Below are 22,401 nucleotides of genomic sequence, written 5' to 3' on the forward strand. Positions count from 1 at the left end.
CTATTGGAAGATGATAGTGCCTATATGGGCATCTAATTTTCAACCGTTCCTAACCATTTGGCCATACCTCCGAAAAGATTGGCAACATGTTGGAAACCTTTTTGGAGCAAAAGTTGTCCGCTTACTTCCCCCATTCCACCAGTGTGACATACAAGAATGATTAACTTACTTGAATCCAGTTTATTGTACCGTTTTTGAAAGTCTGTAAAAGGAATGTTAATTGCGTTTGGTATGTGATCTTTGTTATAAGACGCTGGTTCTCCTACTTACATCAACAATGGTAAAATGATAAAGTGTTTTTTGGGCAGTAGACTTTTCCTTTTCAACGATATGAAATGAGCAATAATTTGCATGGTGATGCTCAAACCTACAAACCACCATTGATACTTTGTAAAAAACACCATGGTGGAAAACATAACACCACTCAGACCGAGTGGAACAACAAAAATAGGAAGAATTCAAGCCATACAAGCCATGCCAGATGTAACCAATGATGTATATCGTGTTATTCGGTCTCTCATTTTCTCCTCCAGTTTTTAATTTGAATATAGCGCACAATTAAAATAAAAAATGGTGCAGGCATTTTATTCCTACACCATTTTTAATCTTCTCACGTCCGAATATAACAATATATAAAACTACACAGGATAATCCCTAAACTATAGCAATTCTTTTCACTGCTTAAACCAATGTCTCGGTTTCATTCTTTCTCCACTTGATAGAAAAAAATGTTGCTAGAGCAATACTGATCAAAATTACACTGAAGCTTGTCCACTGAGCTGTCGTCCAACCAAAAGCGTATCTGGGCGTGTCTCCCCGTAGAAACTCCAGGGCAAATCGTCCCACTGCATAAAAAATGTTATAAGCCAAAAAAATTATTCCTTTTGGCCATTTTTTATTTTTCAAAATAATTAGTAGAGCAAAGACAATTATATCCCATTGGCCCTCCATGACTTCAGCAGGCCAAAGCGGCTGGGAACCGTATGTTTCATAAGCCATGGTTCCTTTAGGATAGACAAGGCCAAAATTAGATCCTGTTGGAGATCCAAATGCATCTCCATTTAAAAAGCAAGCGATCCTGCCAATAGCTTGTCCAAGGACCAGAGCGGGAGCCAGGATATCAGCAAATTCCCAAAAAGAGATTCTCTTGCGTTTTGTATAAAGAATAACCCCAAGAATACCTCCGACAATGGAACCCTGTATGGATAATCCCCCGTTCCATATCATAAAAATGTCAGTTAGATGTTTAGAGTAATATCCAAATTCGAAAAAAAATACCTCCCAAAATCTCGCACCAATTATGCCTCCAATAATCATATAAAAAATGATATCGGTTAGATGCTTTTGATAGATCGTTCCCTTAGCCAAGTAGTAAGCTACACCCATTGCCAGCAAAATAGCCACAGCTATCATGACACCATATGAACGTATAGGGAAATCTCCTATATGAAATAAAATAACTCTCAACCAAACCTCACCTTCCTTTAGTACTTAATAAGTAGAATTGTTTATATATTACAGGATTGATATGAGAACATCCTTAATTAAATCTTAAAATTTTCTTAGGAAATTTATATGAAATAAAACATTATTGTTTAATAGAGTAATTTAAAAAATAAAACACCCGTCGGGGCATAAACCGCTTTTCGAGTGTTGTAGATGAATTTAAATTTCACAATTCTTAATTACTGTTGAATTCTATTTATTGGGCAAGCAGTGTTGCTATTTTTTGAATTCTACTGCCTTTTTCCAATCTGGAATTTTCAATTATTTCATATTCACTAACTAATTGATTGTATTCTTCAGCTGATAACTTATTTTGTTTTTTTGCTTTAAGGTTTAATTCGTAAATAATTCGTGTTAGTTTTTCGCTCGAGGAATGAAATAAAAGAGTATATTCTTTTATTCCTCCATAAATGAATGGATCTATATTTAATTCACTCTTATTATTGTGCATTTTTCTAATCGTTTGATATAGCTCATTTTGGATTTTTTGATTCGTTTCATAAAGACCGCCAAAGTCATTTCTTTTAGATATAAACGGAATCTTGGCTTTTATTGGAGGATTAAATACGCCTTTTTGGACTTTTAAATGTTCGGTAACCAATCGGTTAATTTCTACCAGAATACTAATTAACTCTTCTTTATAGCAACTTTTCGTTTCCAATTTAAACAGCTCCATTCTGTGGAAAGATACCCTTTGTGGCCACGCATTGTTCAATATATGTTAGCAACAATATAAAATCAAAATGATTGTAACAAATAAATTTGCAGATTCTATCAAATTTGATTATTTTCAGGTTCTATATTTACTCTTTTCCTCTCAAATGAAGAAATCGTTCCCACTAAGGAACAGATTTATTTAGATTTTTCCTGTTTACATTAATGGCATTTACAATCGTTCTCACTACAAGAACAATCTGACGAGCAGGAAGGACATTTACCTTTTGTTGACTTTTGAATATTTTTATAAAGCATCCAACCTGCAAATAAAAAAATGACAACACCTATAATCCAATTAAACATTATTTATTCTCCTTTATTGATCATCTTAGATGTTAAATTTATTAAACTCTTTAAGAAATAGTTTCCCGAAAATCTTGATGTGTTTTTTTCCTCTTTGTGTTGATAGGCACTCTTTCTCTCTCTTTCCATTTGTCGAATCGTATGCTTCATCAAATGTTCATGATTCATGAAAGTTCCTCCTTAATTGTCACTACCCCTTGAGTCTATTAATTAAATGTGCAGAAAGTAACAAGATTTTTTAACAACTTTATTAATAGTTCTCCCAAACATGCAACAAAATGTTCTTATACTTAATTCCTCAACATTTTCTGCAAAGTTTCTGGGAATCCCTCATGAGGACCTGCCTCATATTTTTGATCGGTTATATCTTGTGGACAAGTCACGGGCTAGAGCAACTGGCGGATTTGGATTGGGACTCGCTATAGTTAAACAAATAGTAGAAGCACATGGAGGAGAAATTTCTGTAGATAGCAAGGTTGAAAACGGAACATGCTTTAAGATTATTTTGTAATAAAGGAAAAAGCTTAATCAGGAAAAATAAAAAACTGGCAAAAAATGTGGAATTCATTGTTTTTTGCCAGTTTTCTATTTTATAAAGACCAATAGGTTGTTGTATCAAGAATGCCTAACAGTAACATAAGAAGGCCTGCAATTCGTTGTATAACCATTCCAAACTTTCTTCCCTATTTATATTATCAATTAAAGATTATTATTTGTAGTCCCCATCATTCCTTGACCGTTACTGTTAGTAGTTCCCGTCGCTCCTTGGCTGTTACTGCATGCGCCATTTGCCCCCATCATTTGTTCATAAAGAGATTTTAATTGATCATCGCTTAAATTTGGATGCATTTTCTTCATATAGGGGAGCATTTGCTCAAAGCTGCTTTGGGCATTTTGTTTTTGATTTCCGTTAGTGCTGACAGAGTTCATCATTTGTGTAGTTTGTCCAATACCCATTCCCTGCTGCATAAAAAAAACAGGATCTTGAGTTTTCCCTTGTGAATGTGCTACTGCGAAACCTGTTCCCCCGGCTACGATTAGTCCCGCTGCAAATAAACCAGCTACTAAATTCTTTTTCATTTCAGCCGCTCCTTATAAAAATAAATAATTTACATTATCGATTTTTTGATCGTTTCAAATTCCTCAATGCTTATTTCTCCTTTGGCAAGCCGTACTTTTGCAATTTCCAGGGCATCTTTTACTTCTGATGTTTTAACATCCAAGCTTGCTCCGTTTTGCTTAAAAAGCAAATAAATTACAAAAACAAAAAGCAATAAACCTATAAACATCATTTTGTATTCACCTCTCTTGAGGTTTAATTTATAATGATCGAAAGTTTAAAGGGCACTTTCAGCATTTGGCGAATTGTTCATCCTTTTATTCTAATGTTGAATAGTCTTCTTTAGCTTTTCATACTCTTCCGAGGTAATTTCCCCTTTTGCTAGCCTTTCATTTAAAATAGAAATTGCCTGTGATCCTTGATGCTCTCTGTGTCTCGTTGGTCTTCTTGCAATAAGAAAAACAAGCAGCCCTAAAACTACAATAATGAGGATCATTGGAATCAGACCGCCACAACCATAAGTTCCGTATCCAAATGCAAATCCACGTCCCATCATGATTTTCACTTCCCTTCGGTTTTTCTTACACTTTAATTATAAAAAACATCTATGGAGAAAATATGGAGGAATTCAAATCTCAATAAAAAAGGCTAAGTTTTCTACCGAGTGCTTAACAAAAAAGACCCAATTTTGGATGATCTTAAATTGAGTTTCAGTACAAACGCAATGGCATTTTTTATGTTGAAAAAATTCTTTAAGACGAAGACAAGTTATTAATTTAGAAATTAAAGATTTGAATATGGAATATTGACAAATAAAAGAGCTTGGATTCCAAGCTCTTTTATTTGTCTTATTTTATTTAGCTGAAAGTTCACTTTCTGTTACCCACTTATGATTCGTTACTTTTGCCCCACCAGTGGTAGGAGTATAATCGATCATGTAAACAGTAGTATGCACTAAAGAATCGATTGTAGCTTCTGTCCCCTTCATACCTTCCATATGGTCTCCTACTAAGATACCCTTTGTTCCTGGCTTTAATTGTGCGTTGCCAGCGGTTTTAATTTCTTCTTTAATTACCCATTTATGATTTTTTACTGGGGCTCCACCAGTAGTCGGAGTATAGGTAACTGTGTATGCTATAGTATCAAAAGCACCTACAATAGTTGCTGCAGCTCCGTTCATACCTTACATGTGATCTGCATGAACAACCGCTTGACTTCCAACTTTAAATGTTGGATTTTGTGCTACTTTTAAACCTTTTGGAACTTCAGCCGAACCAGACATTTTCATGCCGCTCATGTCCATATTTTTATCCATTTTCATGCTTTTTTGGTCTGTATTTGTGTTTTCATCAGAACTATTCTGGTTGCTGCTACTACCACAAGAAGACAACATTAACATTAATGCTAGAGTAATGATTCCTACTAACATTTTTTTGTTCTTCATCTTTTGTTATCCTCCTTAATTTTGTTACGAAAAGGAGTTTACAATAAAAGTGTGCAGAAAATATGCATTTTCACTATTACTATGTTATTAATCTTAAATTCAGTAGAAAAGTATTATTTTTCTCCATAAAAAATCCCTCTATAGTAGACAGATTAGTATGCTTTCTTTTCTCTGTCTACTATAAAGGGATCATATCAATTTTGGCAGTTTTGTCCTTTTACATAAGCACTCACTGATTGCTAAGCCGTACGATTAAAATCCGCATTGTTATATATATAAATCTTAAAAGTTATGACTTTTTTATTTTGGTTAATTCTTTATTAAGGGTATACATCATCTTATCCGTAAACATTTCTTCAGCCATGGAGGCTAATACATCGATTGGCATACCTTGAGCCATTCCGAACATGGGATGATCCTCAGAGAATCCAACTAGATACTTTTCAATGATTTTCCTTGTTTCTCTATTTTCTAAAAGTTCACCAATGGTATTGCGAGTCGAAAAAACATCGTCTGTTATCTCGAGTTCTTCTATATCAACATCTTCTAACTCAGGCATTTGGAACCAGTTTGATACTAATCCGCAGGTTTCCGCATCGGGAGCCGTATAACTCGAGTTCACCTGGGCCACTTTAATAAATTGGGCTCGGTCCTTATAAGTAACAGCTTCTTGATTCGACACAGCCTTGATTTCGTTTATCCCAGTCTGCAATTGTACATTTTCAAAAATAAAGACATGGTCATCACTTGTTTTTGAGCCTAGTTCAACACCATTTGCATAAAGGGTCACTTCATCACAATTTGAATAAACCTTAATAGTAATTTGGTCATCTGCACGTTCAACAAAACGTTTGCTTGTAATATGCACAAATTTATCATCAGACCAATTAGCTTTGTACATATAGAATGCATCTTTTTTGATTTTTCGGTCGTATGTTACTAAGCCTTTGTTATTCCTGCCCTTTACTCCGCCTTCATCACGTATATTGGCACCAAAGTCAAACATATTCCATACATAGGTGGCCCATAGGTATGGTCTTGCGGCGAATATTTTCCAAACCGTTTCATGGTAAAAAGCATGATATTCTTCAGAATAGTCTTTGACCTTCGGGTCGTTGGTATGGTACTGTAAAATCCCTTCGGCTCCATATTCCGATATTCCCAACTTAACCTGTGGGTTGGTTTGATGAAACTGATCCAGCCAAGGGGCGAACTCTTCGGGTTTTCCTTGATACCAGCCATAATATTTATTATAACCAATGATATCGGTCATATAGTTATACTCATCTTTATCTTGAACAAACATGACATTTGCCATCGTCGTCAATCTGGTAGGGTCTTCTTTTTTGGCAAGCTCGTTTAATTCTTTTACCAGCCTTCTAACTTCCGGACGGTCGCCGCCAATCTGGATTTCATTTTGAATTCCCCAAAACATAATGGATGGATGGTTAAAGTTTTGTCTGATCAATTCTGTCATTTGTTGTTTTGCATTGATTCCTTCGAGTTCTGTTTTTGACATAACCGAAATAAATGGAATCTCTGCCCAAACGACCATCCCTTCTTCATCGCACAAATCATAGAAGGTTTGGCTGTGCTGATAATGGGCTAAACGGATAGAATTGGCTCCTACCTCTTTGATAATTTCCATATCTTCTTTATGTTCTTTTTCTGTAATGGCCCAGCCCATATCTTTTCTGTCCTGATGTCTTGAGACACCATGTAATGGAAGGTGCTGACCGTTTAAGAAGAAACCTTTTTCAGGATCAACCTCAAAGTATCTGACACCAAAAGGAATTGAAAGCTCGTCCACTGTATCATTAAAGCTGACAAGTGAAACCTTTGCTTCATATAAATAAGGATTTTTTAAGCCATTCCATAATGTCGGATTTTCGATTACCACCGGAACCTCAACTACTTTTGTTTCACCTGCTGCAAGATCTACTTCCTTAGCTGCATAAGCTGCAACCTCACCAGAAGCATGAAGAATATCTGCCCAAAATCTTACTTTCTTCTCTTCATCATGTTCATTAACGATTCTCGACTTAATCGTTATTCGAGCTTGTTCGTCGTTTACTTTTTCCTGGATTAGGTAAACCCCTTTTGAACCGTAATCCATTAAGTCAAAATGAAGATGATTGCTGATTACGAGATTAACATCCCGATAGATTCCACCGTAAAAAGTAAAGTCAGCCATTTGCGGATATACATCCTCGACAACAGTATTGTCCACTTTAACTGCAAGCACATTTATTTTGCCAAACTCAATAACTTCGGTTATTTCAAATCGGAAAGAGGAATAGCCGCCTCGATGCTGCCCTAGATAGTGTCCATTAACATACACATCAGTAATGCTATTAGAGCCGTGGAACTCTATAAATACCTTATTTCCTTTTTCTTGAGAAGGAACAAGAATTTGTTTTCGGTACCAGCAAGCTCCTTTAAAAAAATCAAATCCATTTGCTCCATCTATTGCATTCCAAGTGTGAGGGACATTAACACTTTCCCAGTTCTCGTCATTATAAGTCGGATCGATTGCAGTTGCTTCATCATTTCGAATAAATTTCCATGTCTCGTTTAAATTAATGATTTTTCTCATCATATCCATCCTCCCAATTAATTTTCCTTTAAGAAGTGATTAGTATTTTCATATTTCTATTCGAACGGGTATATATAAAAGTTCTTCCATTAAACATTTACTTTTTTAGATTCACAATATATTAAAAGCTAAAACAGCGGCAGGTTCCTTTAAACCGCTGTTTTAATAGTTTTTAAAGCCTTGTATCCCACTTTTCACACCAAACAAGTTCATTTGGGGTGCCATTAAATTCAGACTCACCCATGATTTTGTCAATCGTCTGGCTAATCGTAATTTCGTCATCATTGTAAGCATTAATGTATGCTTTAACCATTGGAACATCAGTTAAGTGAGTGGTAAAGTTTAATGATACAAATACTGTTGGCACTTCATATACATACCATGGAACGTCAGTGGACATAGGTCCTTTCCAACGAATTCGATAATTATTTTCAGCAGCATAGCCCACAATGTTAGCAAATACAAGTGCTGCATCTGTTTCCTCTTGATATTTTGTTATATTTCCTCTAACCCTTGTTGTTCCGTCGTTAACAGTTACCTCAAAACCGCGTCTTTCTAGCTCAGCAATGATGAAGGTAAGTGTTTTGGAGTTTGCTTCGTAGATACCGCCTTTTTCCCCTTCAAGGTAGTAAAGACGTATTCGCTTATGTGTGTCAGGGCGAATTGGAAGTTGATCCAACGTATTTTTTACTAATGTGATTCCGTTATCTGCTGCTGCTTTTGCACGTCTAATATGATCTTCACAGCCAATTACTGCTAGGTCATCTCTTGTACGTAACAACGCACCTTCCTTTTGTGCTTTGTGCAAACCAATGGACGCTTTTAATCCCAATATTCTTTCCAGCGCATCCTGAAGACGCTCTTCAGTAATAATTCCGTTTTTATATCCATTTAACATAAAGTTAAAATCTTCTTCAATATCATTAAAGAATAAATACATATCACAGCCGGCAGCGATCGCTTGTGGCACTTGCTGTTCACGTGGCATGGCAGCAGCCATTCCAATCATATGTGAGGCATCAGTTATTACTAAACCGTTGAAGCCCAACTTTCCTTTTAATAGTCCATTAATTAATTCCGGAGCAAGAGTTGCTGGTAGAATATCGTGATCTTCTAAACCAGGAACAAGAACTTTTTGATATTCAGGCAATGCAATGTGACCTGCCATGATGGAATGGACACCATTTTCGATATGGGTGCGATAGACTTTACCGAAAGATTCTTCCCATTCTTCAACGCTTAGGTCGTTAATCCCCATCAATAAATGCTGGTCGCGTTCTTCAACACCGTCACCAGGCCAGTGTTTAATGCATACGCCGATATTACTTTCTCTTAATCCTTTAATATAACAGTTCGTATGCTTAATGACTGTCTCAGCTTTTGTTCCATAGGAACGGGTATTAACAATTGTATTCCGCCAATTTTTAAGAATATCAACGCAAGGGTCAAAGTTCCAGTTAACACCTAGTGCATTTTCTTCACGGCCACTGACATATCCAGCATCATAAGAAACCTGGATATCATCGGAAGCTTCACACAACGCAGCTTTTGCCACATATGTTCCGTCGTTGCATGCCCCATTACCACCTGCATCACAGTTTGCCGCAACTAATAATGGAACCTTTGCATTTGATTGTAATTCGTTAATCAGATCCTGTACTTGCTCGGAAGTTCCACCTTGATAACGGGCGCCACCGATATGATATTTATCCTGTATTTCTTTGGAAGTTAAATCGTTGCCAGTATGGGCATTGCTCCCAAAGAAGAACAAGTTAACAAATAATTGACCAATTTTTTCTTCAATTGACATGCTTGATATTGTTTCTTTTACCCATTTGATATCTTCATCCGATAAGTTATATGGTTTTGCTTTTAAATCTACCTTTGGCATTGGAATGTTTTGGACAATATTTTTCCTTTGCATGATGCCTACCTCCTATTACTATCTTAAATTATCATTAAATTCATTAATCAACTGTTGCTGATATTCACCAGTAAAGGTTCCATCGATAAATTTCCCCAACGCCTCATTTTTAAAGCGTCTCCATGAAAAAGCTTCTTTTCCTACAAGAATAGGATAATAAAAGACTCCATTTTTCCCTGCCGCCTCTAAATCACCAGGGGCATCTCCCACCATTAATACATGTGTATTTTCATAGCCAAACTTTTTTAATTCTTCAATACAATAAGCTTTTGTACCCGCTTCCTGGCCAAGCATGACTGAAACATGTGGAGCAAGGTTGTGTCTTGTCCATTCATCTAATACTGCTGCACCATTTGCAGATGATACGATAGCTACATCTGTTGCGGTATTTGCTGTTTTTAAACCTTCCTCGACACCAACAAAAGGTTTATCATCATCGGAAAGTTCAGTGATTGCTTTGTTAACCGCAAGACTCCACTCCAAGGCTTTTCGTAGTTGTTCATCATTTGTTCTATCAATTTCTCTTTGTAATGATGGATTTGAAAGTTCATTGGTGGTTTCCGTCCATTTTTTAATGGAAGAAATGTTAGGGATCTTGACACCTTCAGCTTCAAGCAATTCCAGTGTCATTACCAAACCTTTAAAGCGATTAATTCCTCTAGTTTTTGTATATAAATTTACATCGTTCCATATTTCTAGAAATCTTTCTTCAACATTTTGCAGATTCCATATCTCAACAATTTTTGGGCCAAAACATTTTCGATGTTTAACCTCCATCGTATCCATTGCACAACCATCAGAATCCACACAAACCAAAAACTCGCTCGTTTTCTTAAAATCTTCTATTTTGTCATTCATAATTGCTATCCTCCCCGAGAATTAAAGCCCTTTAAACATGTGTACTAGTATACCTTTTTGGGCATTTTGCTATAAAAATTGTAATTAACTATCTTCTCCGATGCTTTTACTCAGCTTCTTCAGCCTTTCTTTTTTCAGACAAGTCCAGGGCAAGCTGTAAAGTACGTTTTTTGTTTAAAGGATATAAGAAAGCAACAATTGCGAATACAACAAATAAAAAGATGCATGGTACTAAAGTGCCAAGTGTATGGATTCCGTTGAGTGTATTGTGCGTTTGTACTTGAAAGTTTGGATTGTAGCCAACAGCTGCAATTGCAGCACCTCCAATACCACCAGCAACTGCTTGTCCCACTTTACGGGCGAATGAATAGATTGAGTAAACGGTACCATCTTCACGTAACCCAGTTAAATATTCATGGTAGTCGATTACATCAGTAACAAAAGCCCAAATAACTAAGTTAAATATGCCATATCCAAACATCGCAATCGCTAAAATACTTATAAATTGAGTTGCGGTTAAGTTTGGTAACAAATAGAGAACACCATAGATAATTGCCGCAAGCAAAATCCCTGCAGAAACAACTTCTTTTTTTCCAAACTTTGCAACCAAAGGTTTAATCATTGGCATTGCAATAAAAACAGCAACTGATTGAAGAAGACCCACCATACTAAGCGCTTTTGCATTTCCAAAATAATCCTTAAACAAGTACGTGTTTACAGCACCAATTAACATAAAGCAAATCATAAAAATAAGCGCTGCCAATAGAAACAATAATAATGGCTTATTCTTGCCAAGACCTTTTAATGTTTTCCCAAGATTTGCTTTTGGTTTTCGAGTCTCATCTAAAACAATACGTTCAACATTCATTTTATAACAAGCCATATAACAGCCGAGAGCAAGAACACCAAAGATAAGGGTGCCAATTATAAAGTGATTAGCATCAGCTTTATTATTGACAAACAGAATCATAGGTCCCACAACATTAATAACCAGGCCTGCCAACATTGCGCCGAGTGTTCTCCAACTGGATAATGCTGTCCGTTCCACAGGATCAGCGGTTATAACGGAAGCCATTGAACCGTAGGGAATATTAACAGTACTATACAATGTTCCCCATAAGATATATGTTACATATGCCCATGCAGTATAAAAACCATTTGACATGCCCGGAATATGAATAAACATTAACACACCAGAAATAACAAGCGGGAACGACATCCGGAAAATCCATGGCCTGAATTTACCATTTTTCCCTGCGCTTCTTGTATCGATAAAGCGGCCCCATGTAATGTCCACCACAGCATCCCATAATCGTGCAATTAAAAATAGTCCTCCTACTGCTGCTGGATTCAGATGAAACACATCGGTATAAAAAACCATTAAGAATGAGGACACTAGAATGAAGAAGAAATCGTTTCCAAAATCACCGAATAAATAGCCAAACTTATCCTTTACGCCAAACTTTCTGATTTCGACAGAAGATGATTGATATGAATCTTTTAGATTGGAACCTAAACTCATTTTTCTTCCCTCCTATGAATTCGCTTACAAAAATGATTATATATCTGTAATTAAGTTGTAGAAAGGAATATAATTGCATTATCATGATTATTTTAGCGTGTAGAAAGGATTTTGGAACCATGCAGTTATCCGATCAAATCATCGTTTTAACTTCAACCATTTTTAATTTAAACGATATAAACACATATATTTTAAAAAAAGACGGTTCTGTCCTGCTAAAATTTGAGAGAAATCTTCTGCCTCCCTTTTTGCTGGAGTTTCAACAACAGGATTTCTTCACTCTTTGGGAAGAGGCAGAGCAACATACGGGGCATTGCTGTATACTAACCAATGAGTTTGGTCTTACTTATTTAGCCAGTTTATTCACGGAATCTGGAGAAGAAATGAAACTTATTGTCAACGGACCCTTCTTAAGGCAAATTCCAGATTCAAAGGATATTAAAAATAAGAATAAATTTAACGAACAAACGCTTTTCATCGTTATACAATTTCTAAGAAGCTTAAAGCTGTTGAGTAGTTCCAAAATCAGCAGCATGGCAAATGCATTAGTTACGGTTCATCCACTTCATCAAGTGCCTTTACATTCCATTGATACAAAAAAAAAGATCTGGAAGAATTAAAAAAAAGATCAGCATAAAAGCTTAAGACATTTAGATGAAGATTATAATCATTTGATTGAATTAAGATACAAAACGCAAAAAGAGTTAATGCACGCTGTACAAATGGGAAATAAATCTAAATTAAAGGAAGCTTTATTAAAAGCTGAAGGTTTATTCGATTTTTCTGAACGCCTGCCAAACCATCCTCTCAGATTAATGAAGAATCAGCTAATCATTGTAAATACATTTCTTAGAATCGCAGCTGAGGATGGAAAAGTACCACCATTTTACCTTCATCACATTTCCGAAAAGTTTGCAGTTCAAATTGAACGAATTGAAAGTATCGAGGCCTTAAACAAGCTTTATCATACCATGTTTGAGGAGTATTGCAATTTAGTGAAAAATCGGGCGGTTATTGGTTATTCCCTATTAATACAACAAGCAGTGAGTTATTTATCTATGCACTATAGTGAACCATTCAGTCTAGAGAGAATTTCCGAGCATTGTCATACACACCCTGCGCATTTGTCAAGACAATTCAAAAAAGAAACAGGCATGACACTCACCGCTTTCATGAATAAACGAAGAATAGAGGAGGCAAAACTCCTTTTACAAAATGAACTTACCTCGATTGACTTGATCTCCGGATACGTTGGGTTTAATGATGCCGTATATTTCGCCAGTGTCTTCAAAAAGTTTGAAGGAATGACACCTTCAGAATTTCGTAATTCAAAAAAATAGCAAAATGACTTTAACACCTGTTACATTAGCATCCTGTCAAATACAATTTCCAAGGACAAAAATCACGGAACTTTATCCGAAAAATTGTTTTTTCGATTGGCTCTCAGATTCCATAGTTCACCACATTACGAACGTGTTTTTTTCTTTTTAAGGTTTTTTTAATAAAAAAATAAGGGATTTTTAGGATTATACTGCTATTTTTTTATAAACAGTTTAATCACTAGGAGGAAAAATGTTGTTATCTTATCCAATTTTAGCTTCTCTTTTGGGTATGTTAATTGCCCAATTCGTAAAAGTTCCAATACATTTTTTAACATCAGGGGAATTAAAGTGGAAATTAATGTTTAGTACTGGTGGTATGCCCAGTTCTCATACAGCTACAATTATCGCTTTGACAACGGCAGTTGGACTAACTTCAGGTATTTATTCAAATGATTTTGCAATAACCGTTGTAGTTTCCCTAATCGTGATGCACGATGCTACTGGGGTTCGCAGGCATGCAGGTTATCATGCAGAAGTTTTAAATAAATTATTAGTTGATTTCAATCGTTTAATCGATACTATTAAAAATCCCAATTTAGAAAAAACTGAGTACAGAGCAAAATTAAAAGAATTGTTAGGACATAAACCAGCTGAAGTATTCTTTGGAATCATCACAGGAATTTTAGTTGCCCTTTTCACTTTTCATTTCTATCCATTTAAATAATGATTATATAAAAAAAACTTTTGTTTGTTTAATTGGGGCTTTTATTATCCAAATAAAACGAATAAAGTATAATAAAATTAAACAATTTTTTGATTATAAACTGAACCCCACTCTTGAGCATATACTAATACGAGGTGATTGAATTGGATAGACATCTGAAACAAACATTTGATATGCGTTATTTAAAAATTGGTAACATGATCAATGGCGGAGTTGTGCAAATTGGTTGTGGATCTGGACATATACAACCAATTCAACCTGTTGGATATTCTCAAATTGGGAAAAAATTAATTCCTCTATCGGCTCCACCCCAATTTGCTGTCCCATTACAAGCACCAGTACGTCCGAAATGATAATATTTGCCCTTTCATTAATTTGATAACCTTTAAGTAAATACCTCATTATGTATGACTTCCTGTGGGAAGTCTTTTTTTAAGATCTATTTTAATTAGCCAAATGACTAAAAAAAGTCGGCAAACAGCAAAAAAAGCGTTAATCCTGTTTGGCTAACGCTTTTGAAAGTGGCTATATTCCCCAATCTGCTTTTAAAATTTCTTTAAGAAATGATAATTGTTCTACTCCAATTTTACCTATGATTTTTTTCTCAAGTGTGGCCTTTAAGGACTCATTTTTTTCAAAACATTCTTGGCCTAATTGAGTTAACTGTATACATTTCTCTTTTTATTATTTTCTACATTTTTTATTTCAACTAGCCCTTTTTCCTTGAGAAGTTTAAGGAATTTATGTGTAGCTTGACGGGAAATGTCTACATTTTTTGAAACATAAGAAATCGTCGGCTGTTTTTTTTCATAAATCCTGGCCATGATAAACCACTCGGAATTGGATATATAAATTTCACTTTTATTATTCCACATTTTTTCCGTAATACTGCGAAGTTGAACATGGCGTTCGCTAATCAGATCAATTAAATCTAAGTTTTGCATTTTAGTTTCCAACCACTTCACTCCCAATCTTTTTACTCGTTATCACTATAGCAAAGGTCATTCATTGTCGTCAATCTAGTTGACATTTTAATAAAAAAAGTATTAAAATACAAATAGTCAACTTAGTTGACAATATCAAGGAGGTTATGTTCAATGTTAAACATAGGAGATCTAGTCATCTATTCCGGACCTGGTATATGCAAAAAATTACACTGGATACTACCTATGATGCAATTTTTAAAGAAGTTTATAAGATTGTAAAAGATAGATAGATTACTAACATTTAATTGTTTGACTTTAACTATGTTTTGGAGATGTATGAATTGGTTATTGCTAAAGTAGATGACACTGCCCCTTTTGAGTCGGAATTTGAATTGAAGAAAATGAAATTTCCTAAGGAACGAAATAACGAAATCGGGGAAAAGGTAAGGATCAAAAGTATTAAAAAAGAATGTATGGACCCGGAAGATTACTATTACTTAAAAAAATTTGAAAATCGAACGGGAACGATAGCTGAACAAAAGAAGTGCCAATCGGGAATATATACGTATAAGATTGAATTTGATCAAAATAATTTCGGTTATTTTTATCACGAAGACTTCACTTTGATTAACGAGGAGAAACCAAATTTATAAATTGTCTCATTTCTACAGTTTGAACAAAACAAGCTGCATTCTAAGAGAACTCAGCTTGTTTCATAAACAATCATATTTTTAGAAGAACATCCATTACATTTTCATATTTGCCATATTATGATTCATGACCAGCGATGGGTCAACCATACCAAAAATCATAGCTACGTGTGAAACCACAAGGAACATTCCTACGAAAAAGGCATGCGTCTTTAATTTTTCTTCCTCTGATTTGTTTCTTCCTATCAAACCCATCTCAACTAATGCAATTCCCAGCAAGGGCACAATGCCTAGTAAATAGAAAGTAACAGCTACAACATCAACCCAACCGTTCCATTGTCCATGAACAGTAAGAGGAATATAAGCTGTAACTAATAAGTAAAAGAAAATACCTGTAAAATAAATCCCCGCAAAAATACTAACTGCTTTATTTACCTTCCTTAAGGTACCATTTAAATTTCTCGTAAAAAGAATGACTAACTCAGTTATCGCTATAGTTTCTGCACAAATAACCGGGATTGCCATAAAGATAATTAAATTCCAAGGCTGGTTCGCTGCTAAAAGGCCCATATAGTGCGTCATACTCATGTTCATATACATCCGCTCCTTATGTAATGATGATTACATATCAAAAATATAGAAAAAATGTGCAGAAAGTTAGCAAAAACTATGGATATTTGATGAAAAAAAAGAAAGAAAGCGATAACAAAATATATTAAGTTCCATTTAGGGATAATCCTGCCTATTTCGGTAAAAATAAACGAAAACATTCCAAATGGTGTGACAAATGGCTAATTTATTCAATCGTTTCCAACGTGGATCAAATAAAAATCCTAATACAGATCATAAAAAAAATGACCAAAGCGAGTCTAAGGAAAGCAACAAAAAAGACGAACATGTTGAAGAATGGGAAAAAGAACTCTCGAAATCAAAAGAGTACAAAAAAACTTTTTATGTTAATCAGCAATCAAATAAAAAATTTCATTTCACCTTCATGGCTTCACTTGTTGATGAAAAAGTACTGGATAATAATGTTCTCCCCCCTTTACTTGGTGGAGAGTTTCACAAAATAACCGATGTTAAAAAGCTGCTTCCCATTGCGGATGTAGAACTATCAAGCAGTACAGCAGATATCCCTAAAATGCTTCTTAGCGGATATGTCATGCTAACAATTGAAGGTGACACAAGTAAGTTTGCCTTCATCTCCGCTCATAAACAAATTGTACGTTCTGTTACGGCTCCAGAAATTGAATTCAGTGTTGTTGGGCCTAAAGAGGCATTCGTCGAAGCAATCGGACATAACCTGAACTTAATCCGACAACGATTACCCATCAAGGAATTAATCGCTGAGGAATTGATCGTTGGAAAATTATCTAAAACAAAGGTTGCCGTTTTGTATATCAATGGGATTACAAACGAGGAAATTATTAATACCGTCAAGCAGCGGATAAAGGATATAGAAAAGGAAGAAATCGCTGACAGTTCCTATTTTACGCAAATGATTACAGATAACGGAAACTCTCCTTTTCCTCAGCTTCTTGACACAGAAAGACCAGATCGGGTTACATCCAGCCTGACTGAAGGGAAAGTTGTCATTTTGGTAGATGGCTCACCCCAAGCACTAATAGGGCCAACTAGTTTGACAGAGTTTTTTAATTCATTTGAAGATTATTTTCTAAACTGGATTCTTGCTTCTTTTATCAGATTAATCCGTTTATTTGCTGTTACCTTTTCGATTTTTATTACCCCACTTTATGTGGCTGTGGTTACATACCATTATCAATTGATTCCAAAGGACTTGTTAATTACGTTAGTAACCTCTCGACGTGTCGTCCCTTTTCCACCTATTCTTGAAGTATTATTTTTGGAAGTAACGATTGAACTTTTAAGGGAAGCAGGAGCAAGACTACCAACTAAGGTCGGTCAGACCATCGGTATCGTAGGTGGTATTGTAATCGGAACAGCATCCGTTGAAGCCGGGCTTACAAGTAATGTACTGTTAATTTTCATAGCCCTCTCTGCTCTTGCATCCTTCACAACACCTGTGTATCAAATGAGCAATACAATTCGGATTTTAAGGTTTCCATTTCTTTTCATGGCTGAATTATGGGGATTACTCGGGATTACAATTGCTTTTTGCTTTTTACTCATCCATTTGCTTCGGCTTACATCACTGGGTTTTCCGTTTATGGAACCCATATTCCCGTTCAGAAAACAGGATTTTAAAGACGCTTTATTTCGATTCCCGTTTAAAAACCAAGCATATCGACCACAGTTTTTAAGAGCTAATGACACAGAACGCTTTAATAAGGAAAAGGCTCAAAAGAAAAAGGACATTGATGAATAACCAAAAAGGCAGGTAAGTATTGATGAATAGTTCCGTACCAGAGAGACTCCAAATATCACCATATATGGCTGCATATGTCGTCGTTGCCATGCAGATTGGGATTGGTGCCCTAGGTTTTCAGCGGATCATTGCCCAAGATGCCGGGTATGACGCTTGGATTTCTGTTATCGGAGCAGGGCTCGTAACTCACATCTTTATTTGGATGATGTATAAAATATGTGAAGCTGTAGAAGGTGATGTCATTCATGCCAATGTGTATGTATTTGGAAAATTAATCGGCAATATCATTAATACGGTGTTTATTTTCTACTTTCTGATTACTTGTTCAGCCGTAGTAGGTGAACTTATTGAAATCATTCGGACTTGGATGTTTCTTGATTTTAGCCCGTTTTGGTTTGCTATCATCTATTTGCTTTTAGGGATGTATATTGTTTTTGGCGGATTTAGAACAGTTGCGGGGATCTCCTTTTTTGGAAAGATCATCCCATTCTATTTGGTTTTTTCCTTCGGATATGCTTTAAAATACGGTGATTTTTCCAATTTGCTTCCCATCTTCGACCATAGCTTTGGCCAAATGGTAAAAAGCGGTTACGATATGTCACTCAGTTATCTTGGCTTTGAGGTATTATTATTTTTTTATCCATTTATTAAAAATCCTGAGCAATCAAAAAAATGGGTCCATATCGGACTTTTGGCAACTACTTTTGTTTATACGGGTTTGACGGTCATAAGCTTCGCCTATTTTCCACCTCATTTACTTGAACGATCAATCTGGCCCACATTAGAGATGTGGAAAATTGTCAGGCTGCCATTCGTTGAAAGGTTCGAATATCTAGGAATTGCGAATTGGGCCCTGCTCATCCTTCCAAATGTCGCGATTTCTTTATGGGCTGCCAGCCGGGTACAAAGAAGGTCTATCATATCAGTCAAAAAAAGGCAGTCATTTTGATTGCATTGATATGCCTGGTAATTGCAATACAAATTCCTACCCGTGAAAGGATTAAAATCTTCTTAAACCTGGACTCACAGGTTGGCTTTGCTTTAACTTTTCTTTACACACCCATTCTCTATTTTTCAATGCTCATTAAAAAGAAGGTGCAATCAAAATGAAGAAAATTAACTTCTTTTTGTTCATCCTTATTTGTAGTTTATTTTTGGGTGGCTGCGTCCAAAAAAGTGTGATTGATGACGTAAATATTGCCACTGGCATCGGTATTGATAAAAGTGGAGATCAATTGTTGGGAAGTATCATGATCCCAGTTTTTAAACCCGACAAATCATTCGATAATTTTACTTTTATCGCAAAAGGAAATATCATGAGGGACATAGTGTCAGAAATGCAGAAAAAAGCTTCCCAGCCTATTGTCGGTGGAAGCCTTGATCTTGCTTTTTTTGGAAAGGATGTCGCCCATGAAGGAATCATTCAGGTACTAGATGTATTTCTTCGCGATCCAAGCGTGGGCTCAAGAGTCCAATTAGCGGTAGTGGATGGGAAAGCAATAGATATTTTTAAAGGAAAGTACGGTGACCGAGGGAACGCGGCGTACCTTACTCAATTAATTGAACATAATATGACCGACCAAAATTTGCCTTTGACCAATCTTCATCGTTTTTTAGCTGCATTTTACCAAGAAGGGCGGGACCCATATTTACCTTATCTGAAAAAAATTAAGCCTTACTTAGTTTCCATAACAGGTATCGCCCTCTTCAAAAATGGGGAAATCGTTGATCTGCTTTCTGAGAATAAAATGTTTTATTTTAAACTCCTTGTTGACAAACACACCAAGGGTTCCGTAATGGTGAAAGATAAGTCCGGAGAATCTACGGTCCAGAGTATCACTTCGAAAACTAAAATCAGGATGATAAATAGGAATCCTTATGAATTTACGGTGAATATAAAGATAAACGGGTTACTTACTGAACATCAGGAAAGGACCCTTAAGAAAGATGATATCCAAAAAATTGAGAAACAGTTGGAAAAACAAGTTAATCAAGAATGCGCGAAAATGATTGAGCAATTTCAAAAAAAAGGGATCGACCCAGTCGGCTTTGGGCATTTTGCTAAAACGAGAACACGACATTTTGATTTTAAAAAATGGAATCAGCTCTATAAAAATGCTCGCTTTAAAATTACCTCAGATGTAAACATCATTGAAGTTGGAGTTGTTGAATGAAAAAGCAACAACGAAAGACCAAAAGAAACCCTCACTTCACTTGCGAGGGTTTTTTTCTATTTTTTTAGTATTCCTTATCAATTATATATTAAAATTTATTTTCAATTTTATTACAAAACCGACTTTAATTTGTTTAAATAATGACTTTAAATCCTTATACAGCAATGTTTGGCACAGTTTACATCGTTTGTAACACAAAGCGTTTACACTACCATATTTGTTATTTAATTACTATATTTACATAATTTATAGTTGAATTAATTCCTGATTTCACTATTATATCTATGTACTATATTTATGAAACATAAGGAAGTGCTACAAATTGAAGAAAAATTTAGTAACAGCCGCTGCAACAGCAGGTCTAATATTCACTGCTTTTGGAGCTTCTGCCAGTGCTCAAGAAAATACATATACGGTTCAACCAGGTGATAGCCTTTGGAAAATTGCTAAAGTCAAAAATGTCTCTATTGATAATTTAAAAACTTGGAATCAGCTTTCCGATGATCGTATCTTTGTAAATCAAAAACTATCGTTAAATTACAACGTAAAGTCAGGGGATAGTCTTTGGGCTATTGCCAGAACTTATGGTACTACGGTAAAAGAATTAAAAAGTACAAATGGATTAACAACTAACGTAATTCGTATCGGCCAGCAATTAAACATTCCAGCGTCAAATGGAAATGCGACTTCAGCCTCCGTTTCAACTAACATCTATAATACAACATCATATGTTGTTAAGAAGGGAGATTCTCTTTCTGCAATAGGAGCCCGTAACAATTTAACAGTTTCTGAGCTTAAGTCTATGAACAAATTAACCTCTAACACTATTATTGTTGGAAACATTCTAAAACTCAGAAGTGAACGAGCCAATGCTGCTGCGAATAACACAACTGTAGACACAACTTCTACTGTCCAAGCACCTGCAGTAACTGCCGAAGCACAAACAACAGAAAAAGCTGCAGCTACTGGTGCTTCTCAAATAGTAGAAAATCCAACTACTTCTGCTGCTTCTCAAACAGAACAAGAACCAGCTGCTTCGGGGGCTCCACAAGCAGCACCAGAATCACCGGCTTCTGCAACTCCACAAGCAGCACCAAAATCAGTTGCTCCGGCGGCTCCTCAAGCAGCGCAAAAATCAGTTGCTCCGGCGGCTCCTCAAGCAGCGCAAAAATCAGCTGCTTCGGCGGCACCACGAGCTGTTCAAAAATCACCGGCCCCTGCCCCTGTGACGCCACAAGCTATTCAAAAGCCGGCTGCCCCTGCCATTTCTCAAGCAGTCCAAAAACCGACTGCAGCAGCAGCTTCTAACGTTCAGGAAATTATTGGCGAGGCTAAGAAATATATTGGTACACCCTATCTTTGGGGAGGAAACACGCCATCTGGTTTTGATTGTAGCGGCTTCGTAAAATATGTATTTGCTAAATTTGGAGTTTCATTACCTCGAACCACCGAAACGCAATGGACCGCTACAACAACTGTAAATTCACCTAGCATTGGTGATCTGGTCTTTTTCCAAACCTACAAACCAGGACCATCACATGTTGGAATCTATTTGGGTAATAACAAATTCATTAGTGCTGCTTCTTCGGGTGTAACCATCTCGGATATGACATCATCTTACTGGGGACCAAGATATTTAGGAGCAAGAAAAGCTTTCTAATTGATTAGATTGTTAAATTAAAAAGAGCAAGCCAACATATGGCTTGCTCTATCAATTATTCTTTCATCATTTTATTTACCATTACTGTACTTACGACCATTGCCATCACAAACAATCCCAAAATAGCATAAAGTCCGTAATCCATTTTTTACTACCTCCATACCTTTTTTTAACTCTCTGATTTTACTGTGATTGGATATTGCTAAGTAGTTTATACCAATAGTAATATTTCCATGATTAACAATACAAACACTATTATTATAGCATTATATCAACCCAAGGACCATATTTAAAAACATTATCACTTTTGAAATATTTTAACATAATCTGGATTTTTCACTATGTTGTAATCTATAAGATTGATCGCAAGACATTCTAGATTTTGAAAACCTTAAGAAAGAGTAGTAAAATAAAATTGAAAATTCAATATCATTGTTTTATTAAAGCATTTATTTTCTTAGGGGGAATAAACATGGATAGTTATGTAATTTGTCGAAACTGCTTCTGTGAAAATCCACATACGAAAATATATCAATGCAGCGGTTGTAAAAAATATTTTTGTGATGAATGCAAAGAACAGAATAATAAATGCCCTCACTGTGGTGTTGAAGCAGGTACGTATGAGGTAAAAGGTGAAATCATTACAAACCGATAGATTTTAAATGGAA

Annotated in this window: 22 protein-coding genes and 4 pseudogenes; 11 read left to right on the forward strand and 15 right to left on the reverse strand. The window is 35.8% G+C overall.

What is annotated here, in order from left to right:
* Nucleotides 1-32: 32 nt before the first annotated feature.
* The 5 genes and pseudogenes from RCG17_RS28275 to RCG17_RS07525 form a co-directional block, all read right to left on the reverse strand.
* Nucleotides 33-248: pseudogene (locus tag RCG17_RS28275) on the reverse strand (rhodanese-like domain-containing protein); the annotation flags it as partial.
* Nucleotides 249-681: 433 nt separating this feature from the next.
* A complete protein-coding gene (gene lgt / locus RCG17_RS07510) occupies nucleotides 682-1,467 on the reverse strand; it encodes a prolipoprotein diacylglyceryl transferase (protein ID WP_308174580.1) in 786 nt (261 codons plus the stop codon).
* 235 nt (nucleotides 1,468-1,702) lie between these two features.
* Entirely contained in the window at nucleotides 1,703-2,167 is a 465-nt protein-coding gene (locus RCG17_RS07515; protein WP_308174581.1) for a hypothetical protein, read from the reverse strand.
* A gap of 215 nt (nucleotides 2,168-2,382) precedes the next feature.
* Complete coding sequence (locus tag RCG17_RS07520) at nucleotides 2,383-2,526, reverse strand: FeoB-associated Cys-rich membrane protein (protein ID WP_308174582.1); 144 nt, start codon at nucleotides 2,524-2,526, stop codon at nucleotides 2,383-2,385.
* Nucleotides 2,527-2,529: 3 nt separating this feature from the next.
* On the reverse strand, nucleotides 2,530-2,694 hold the full coding sequence (locus RCG17_RS07525; RefSeq protein WP_308174583.1) for a hypothetical protein: 165 nt from the start codon (nucleotides 2,692-2,694) through the stop codon (nucleotides 2,530-2,532).
* Between the two features lie 154 nt (nucleotides 2,695-2,848).
* Here RCG17_RS07525 and RCG17_RS07530 point away from each other — a divergent pair.
* Nucleotides 2,849-3,037: pseudogene (locus RCG17_RS07530) on the forward strand (ATP-binding protein); the annotation flags it as partial.
* A 188-nt stretch (nucleotides 3,038-3,225) separates the two neighbouring features.
* Here the strand turns inward: RCG17_RS07530 and RCG17_RS07535 are convergent.
* The 8 genes and pseudogenes from RCG17_RS07535 to RCG17_RS07570 all read right to left on the reverse strand — a co-directional run bounded on the left by RCG17_RS07535 (nucleotide 3,226) and on the right by RCG17_RS07570 (nucleotide 11,930).
* Nucleotides 3,226-3,606 (reverse strand): hypothetical protein, encoded by a 381-nt coding sequence (locus RCG17_RS07535; protein WP_308174584.1) that lies wholly within the window; start codon nucleotides 3,604-3,606, stop codon nucleotides 3,226-3,228.
* A 29-nt stretch (nucleotides 3,607-3,635) separates the two neighbouring features.
* Nucleotides 3,636-3,818 carry an SHOCT domain-containing protein gene (locus RCG17_RS07540; protein ID WP_308174585.1) on the reverse strand — a complete coding sequence of 61 codons (183 nt, stop codon included), beginning with the start codon at nucleotides 3,816-3,818 and terminating at the stop codon, nucleotides 3,636-3,638.
* A gap of 90 nt (nucleotides 3,819-3,908) precedes the next feature.
* Nucleotides 3,909-4,142 carry an SHOCT domain-containing protein gene (locus RCG17_RS07545; protein ID WP_308174586.1) on the reverse strand — a complete coding sequence of 78 codons (234 nt, stop codon included), beginning with the start codon at nucleotides 4,140-4,142 and terminating at the stop codon, nucleotides 3,909-3,911.
* A gap of 297 nt (nucleotides 4,143-4,439) precedes the next feature.
* A pseudogene (locus RCG17_RS07550) lies at nucleotides 4,440-5,030 on the reverse strand (DUF1541 domain-containing protein).
* Nucleotides 5,031-5,319: 289 nt separating this feature from the next.
* Nucleotides 5,320-7,629 (reverse strand): glycoside hydrolase family 2 protein, encoded by a 2,310-nt coding sequence (locus RCG17_RS07555; RefSeq protein ID WP_308174587.1) that lies wholly within the window; start codon nucleotides 7,627-7,629, stop codon nucleotides 5,320-5,322.
* A gap of 169 nt (nucleotides 7,630-7,798) precedes the next feature.
* Nucleotides 7,799-9,550 carry a glycoside hydrolase family 3 protein gene (locus RCG17_RS07560; RefSeq protein ID WP_308174588.1) on the reverse strand — a complete coding sequence of 584 codons (1,752 nt, stop codon included), beginning with the start codon at nucleotides 9,548-9,550 and terminating at the stop codon, nucleotides 7,799-7,801.
* An 18-nt stretch (nucleotides 9,551-9,568) separates the two neighbouring features.
* Complete coding sequence (locus tag RCG17_RS07565; RefSeq protein ID WP_308174589.1) at nucleotides 9,569-10,408, reverse strand: HAD family hydrolase; 840 nt, start codon at nucleotides 10,406-10,408, stop codon at nucleotides 9,569-9,571.
* Between the two features lie 106 nt (nucleotides 10,409-10,514).
* Nucleotides 10,515-11,930 carry an MFS transporter gene (locus tag RCG17_RS07570; RefSeq protein ID WP_308174590.1) on the reverse strand — a complete coding sequence of 472 codons (1,416 nt, stop codon included), beginning with the start codon at nucleotides 11,928-11,930 and terminating at the stop codon, nucleotides 10,515-10,517.
* A 119-nt stretch (nucleotides 11,931-12,049) separates the two neighbouring features.
* Here RCG17_RS07570 and RCG17_RS07575 point away from each other — a divergent pair, with 119 nt between their 5' ends.
* The 4 genes from RCG17_RS07575 (at nucleotide 12,050) to RCG17_RS07590 (ending at nucleotide 14,329) form a co-directional block, all read left to right on the forward strand.
* Entirely contained in the window at nucleotides 12,050-12,550 is a 501-nt protein-coding gene (locus tag RCG17_RS07575; RefSeq protein ID WP_308174591.1) for a hypothetical protein, read from the forward strand.
* Between the two features lie 51 nt (nucleotides 12,551-12,601).
* On the forward strand, nucleotides 12,602-13,270 hold the full coding sequence (locus RCG17_RS07580; protein ID WP_308174592.1) for a helix-turn-helix domain-containing protein: 669 nt from the start codon (nucleotides 12,602-12,604) through the stop codon (nucleotides 13,268-13,270).
* 232 nt (nucleotides 13,271-13,502) lie between these two features.
* Nucleotides 13,503-13,976 carry a divergent PAP2 family protein gene (locus RCG17_RS07585; RefSeq protein ID WP_308174593.1) on the forward strand — a complete coding sequence of 158 codons (474 nt, stop codon included), beginning with the start codon at nucleotides 13,503-13,505 and terminating at the stop codon, nucleotides 13,974-13,976.
* Between the two features lie 143 nt (nucleotides 13,977-14,119).
* On the forward strand, nucleotides 14,120-14,329 hold the full coding sequence (locus RCG17_RS07590; protein ID WP_308174594.1) for a hypothetical protein: 210 nt from the start codon (nucleotides 14,120-14,122) through the stop codon (nucleotides 14,327-14,329).
* A 172-nt stretch (nucleotides 14,330-14,501) separates the two neighbouring features.
* Here RCG17_RS07590 and RCG17_RS07595 read toward each other — a convergent pair.
* Nucleotides 14,502-14,920: pseudogene (locus tag RCG17_RS07595) on the reverse strand (MarR family winged helix-turn-helix transcriptional regulator).
* A gap of 323 nt (nucleotides 14,921-15,243) precedes the next feature.
* On the opposite strand from RCG17_RS07595, the gene RCG17_RS07600 reads away from it, so the two are divergent.
* On the forward strand, nucleotides 15,244-15,555 hold the full coding sequence (locus RCG17_RS07600) for a hypothetical protein (protein ID WP_308174595.1): 312 nt from the start codon (nucleotides 15,244-15,246) through the stop codon (nucleotides 15,553-15,555).
* A 93-nt stretch (nucleotides 15,556-15,648) separates the two neighbouring features.
* Here RCG17_RS07600 and RCG17_RS07605 read toward each other — a convergent pair whose 3' ends face one another.
* Nucleotides 15,649-16,146, reverse strand: a complete 498-nt coding sequence (locus tag RCG17_RS07605; RefSeq protein ID WP_374120903.1) for a DUF6803 family protein — start codon at nucleotides 16,144-16,146, stop codon at nucleotides 15,649-15,651.
* A gap of 193 nt (nucleotides 16,147-16,339) precedes the next feature.
* Here RCG17_RS07605 and RCG17_RS07610 point away from each other — a divergent pair, with 193 nt between their 5' ends.
* From RCG17_RS07610 to RCG17_RS07630, 5 genes are all read left to right on the forward strand, one after another.
* A complete protein-coding gene (locus tag RCG17_RS07610; RefSeq protein ID WP_308174596.1) occupies nucleotides 16,340-17,899 on the forward strand; it encodes a spore germination protein in 1,560 nt (519 codons plus the stop codon).
* A 22-nt stretch (nucleotides 17,900-17,921) separates the two neighbouring features.
* The gene (locus RCG17_RS07615) at nucleotides 17,922-18,848 is read left to right on the forward strand and encodes a GerAB/ArcD/ProY family transporter (protein ID WP_308174597.1); all 927 of its coding nucleotides are present in this window, start codon (nucleotides 17,922-17,924) and stop codon (nucleotides 18,846-18,848) included.
* A gap of 157 nt (nucleotides 18,849-19,005) precedes the next feature.
* Complete coding sequence (locus RCG17_RS07620; protein WP_308174598.1) at nucleotides 19,006-20,073, forward strand: Ger(x)C family spore germination protein; 1,068 nt, start codon at nucleotides 19,006-19,008, stop codon at nucleotides 20,071-20,073.
* A gap of 322 nt (nucleotides 20,074-20,395) precedes the next feature.
* Nucleotides 20,396-21,733: a C40 family peptidase gene (locus tag RCG17_RS07625; RefSeq protein WP_308174599.1), complete on the forward strand. Its 1,338-nt coding sequence runs from the start codon at nucleotides 20,396-20,398 to the stop codon at nucleotides 21,731-21,733.
* A 472-nt stretch (nucleotides 21,734-22,205) separates the two neighbouring features.
* Nucleotides 22,206-22,388: a hypothetical protein gene (locus RCG17_RS07630; protein ID WP_308174600.1), complete on the forward strand. Its 183-nt coding sequence runs from the start codon at nucleotides 22,206-22,208 to the stop codon at nucleotides 22,386-22,388.
* Nucleotides 22,389-22,401: the final 13 nt, after the last annotated feature.

Origin of the sequence: Neobacillus sp. PS3-12 (assembly GCF_030915385.1) — a bacterium.
Classification (GTDB): Bacteria; Bacillota; Bacilli; order Bacillales; family Cytobacillaceae; genus JAEVLT01.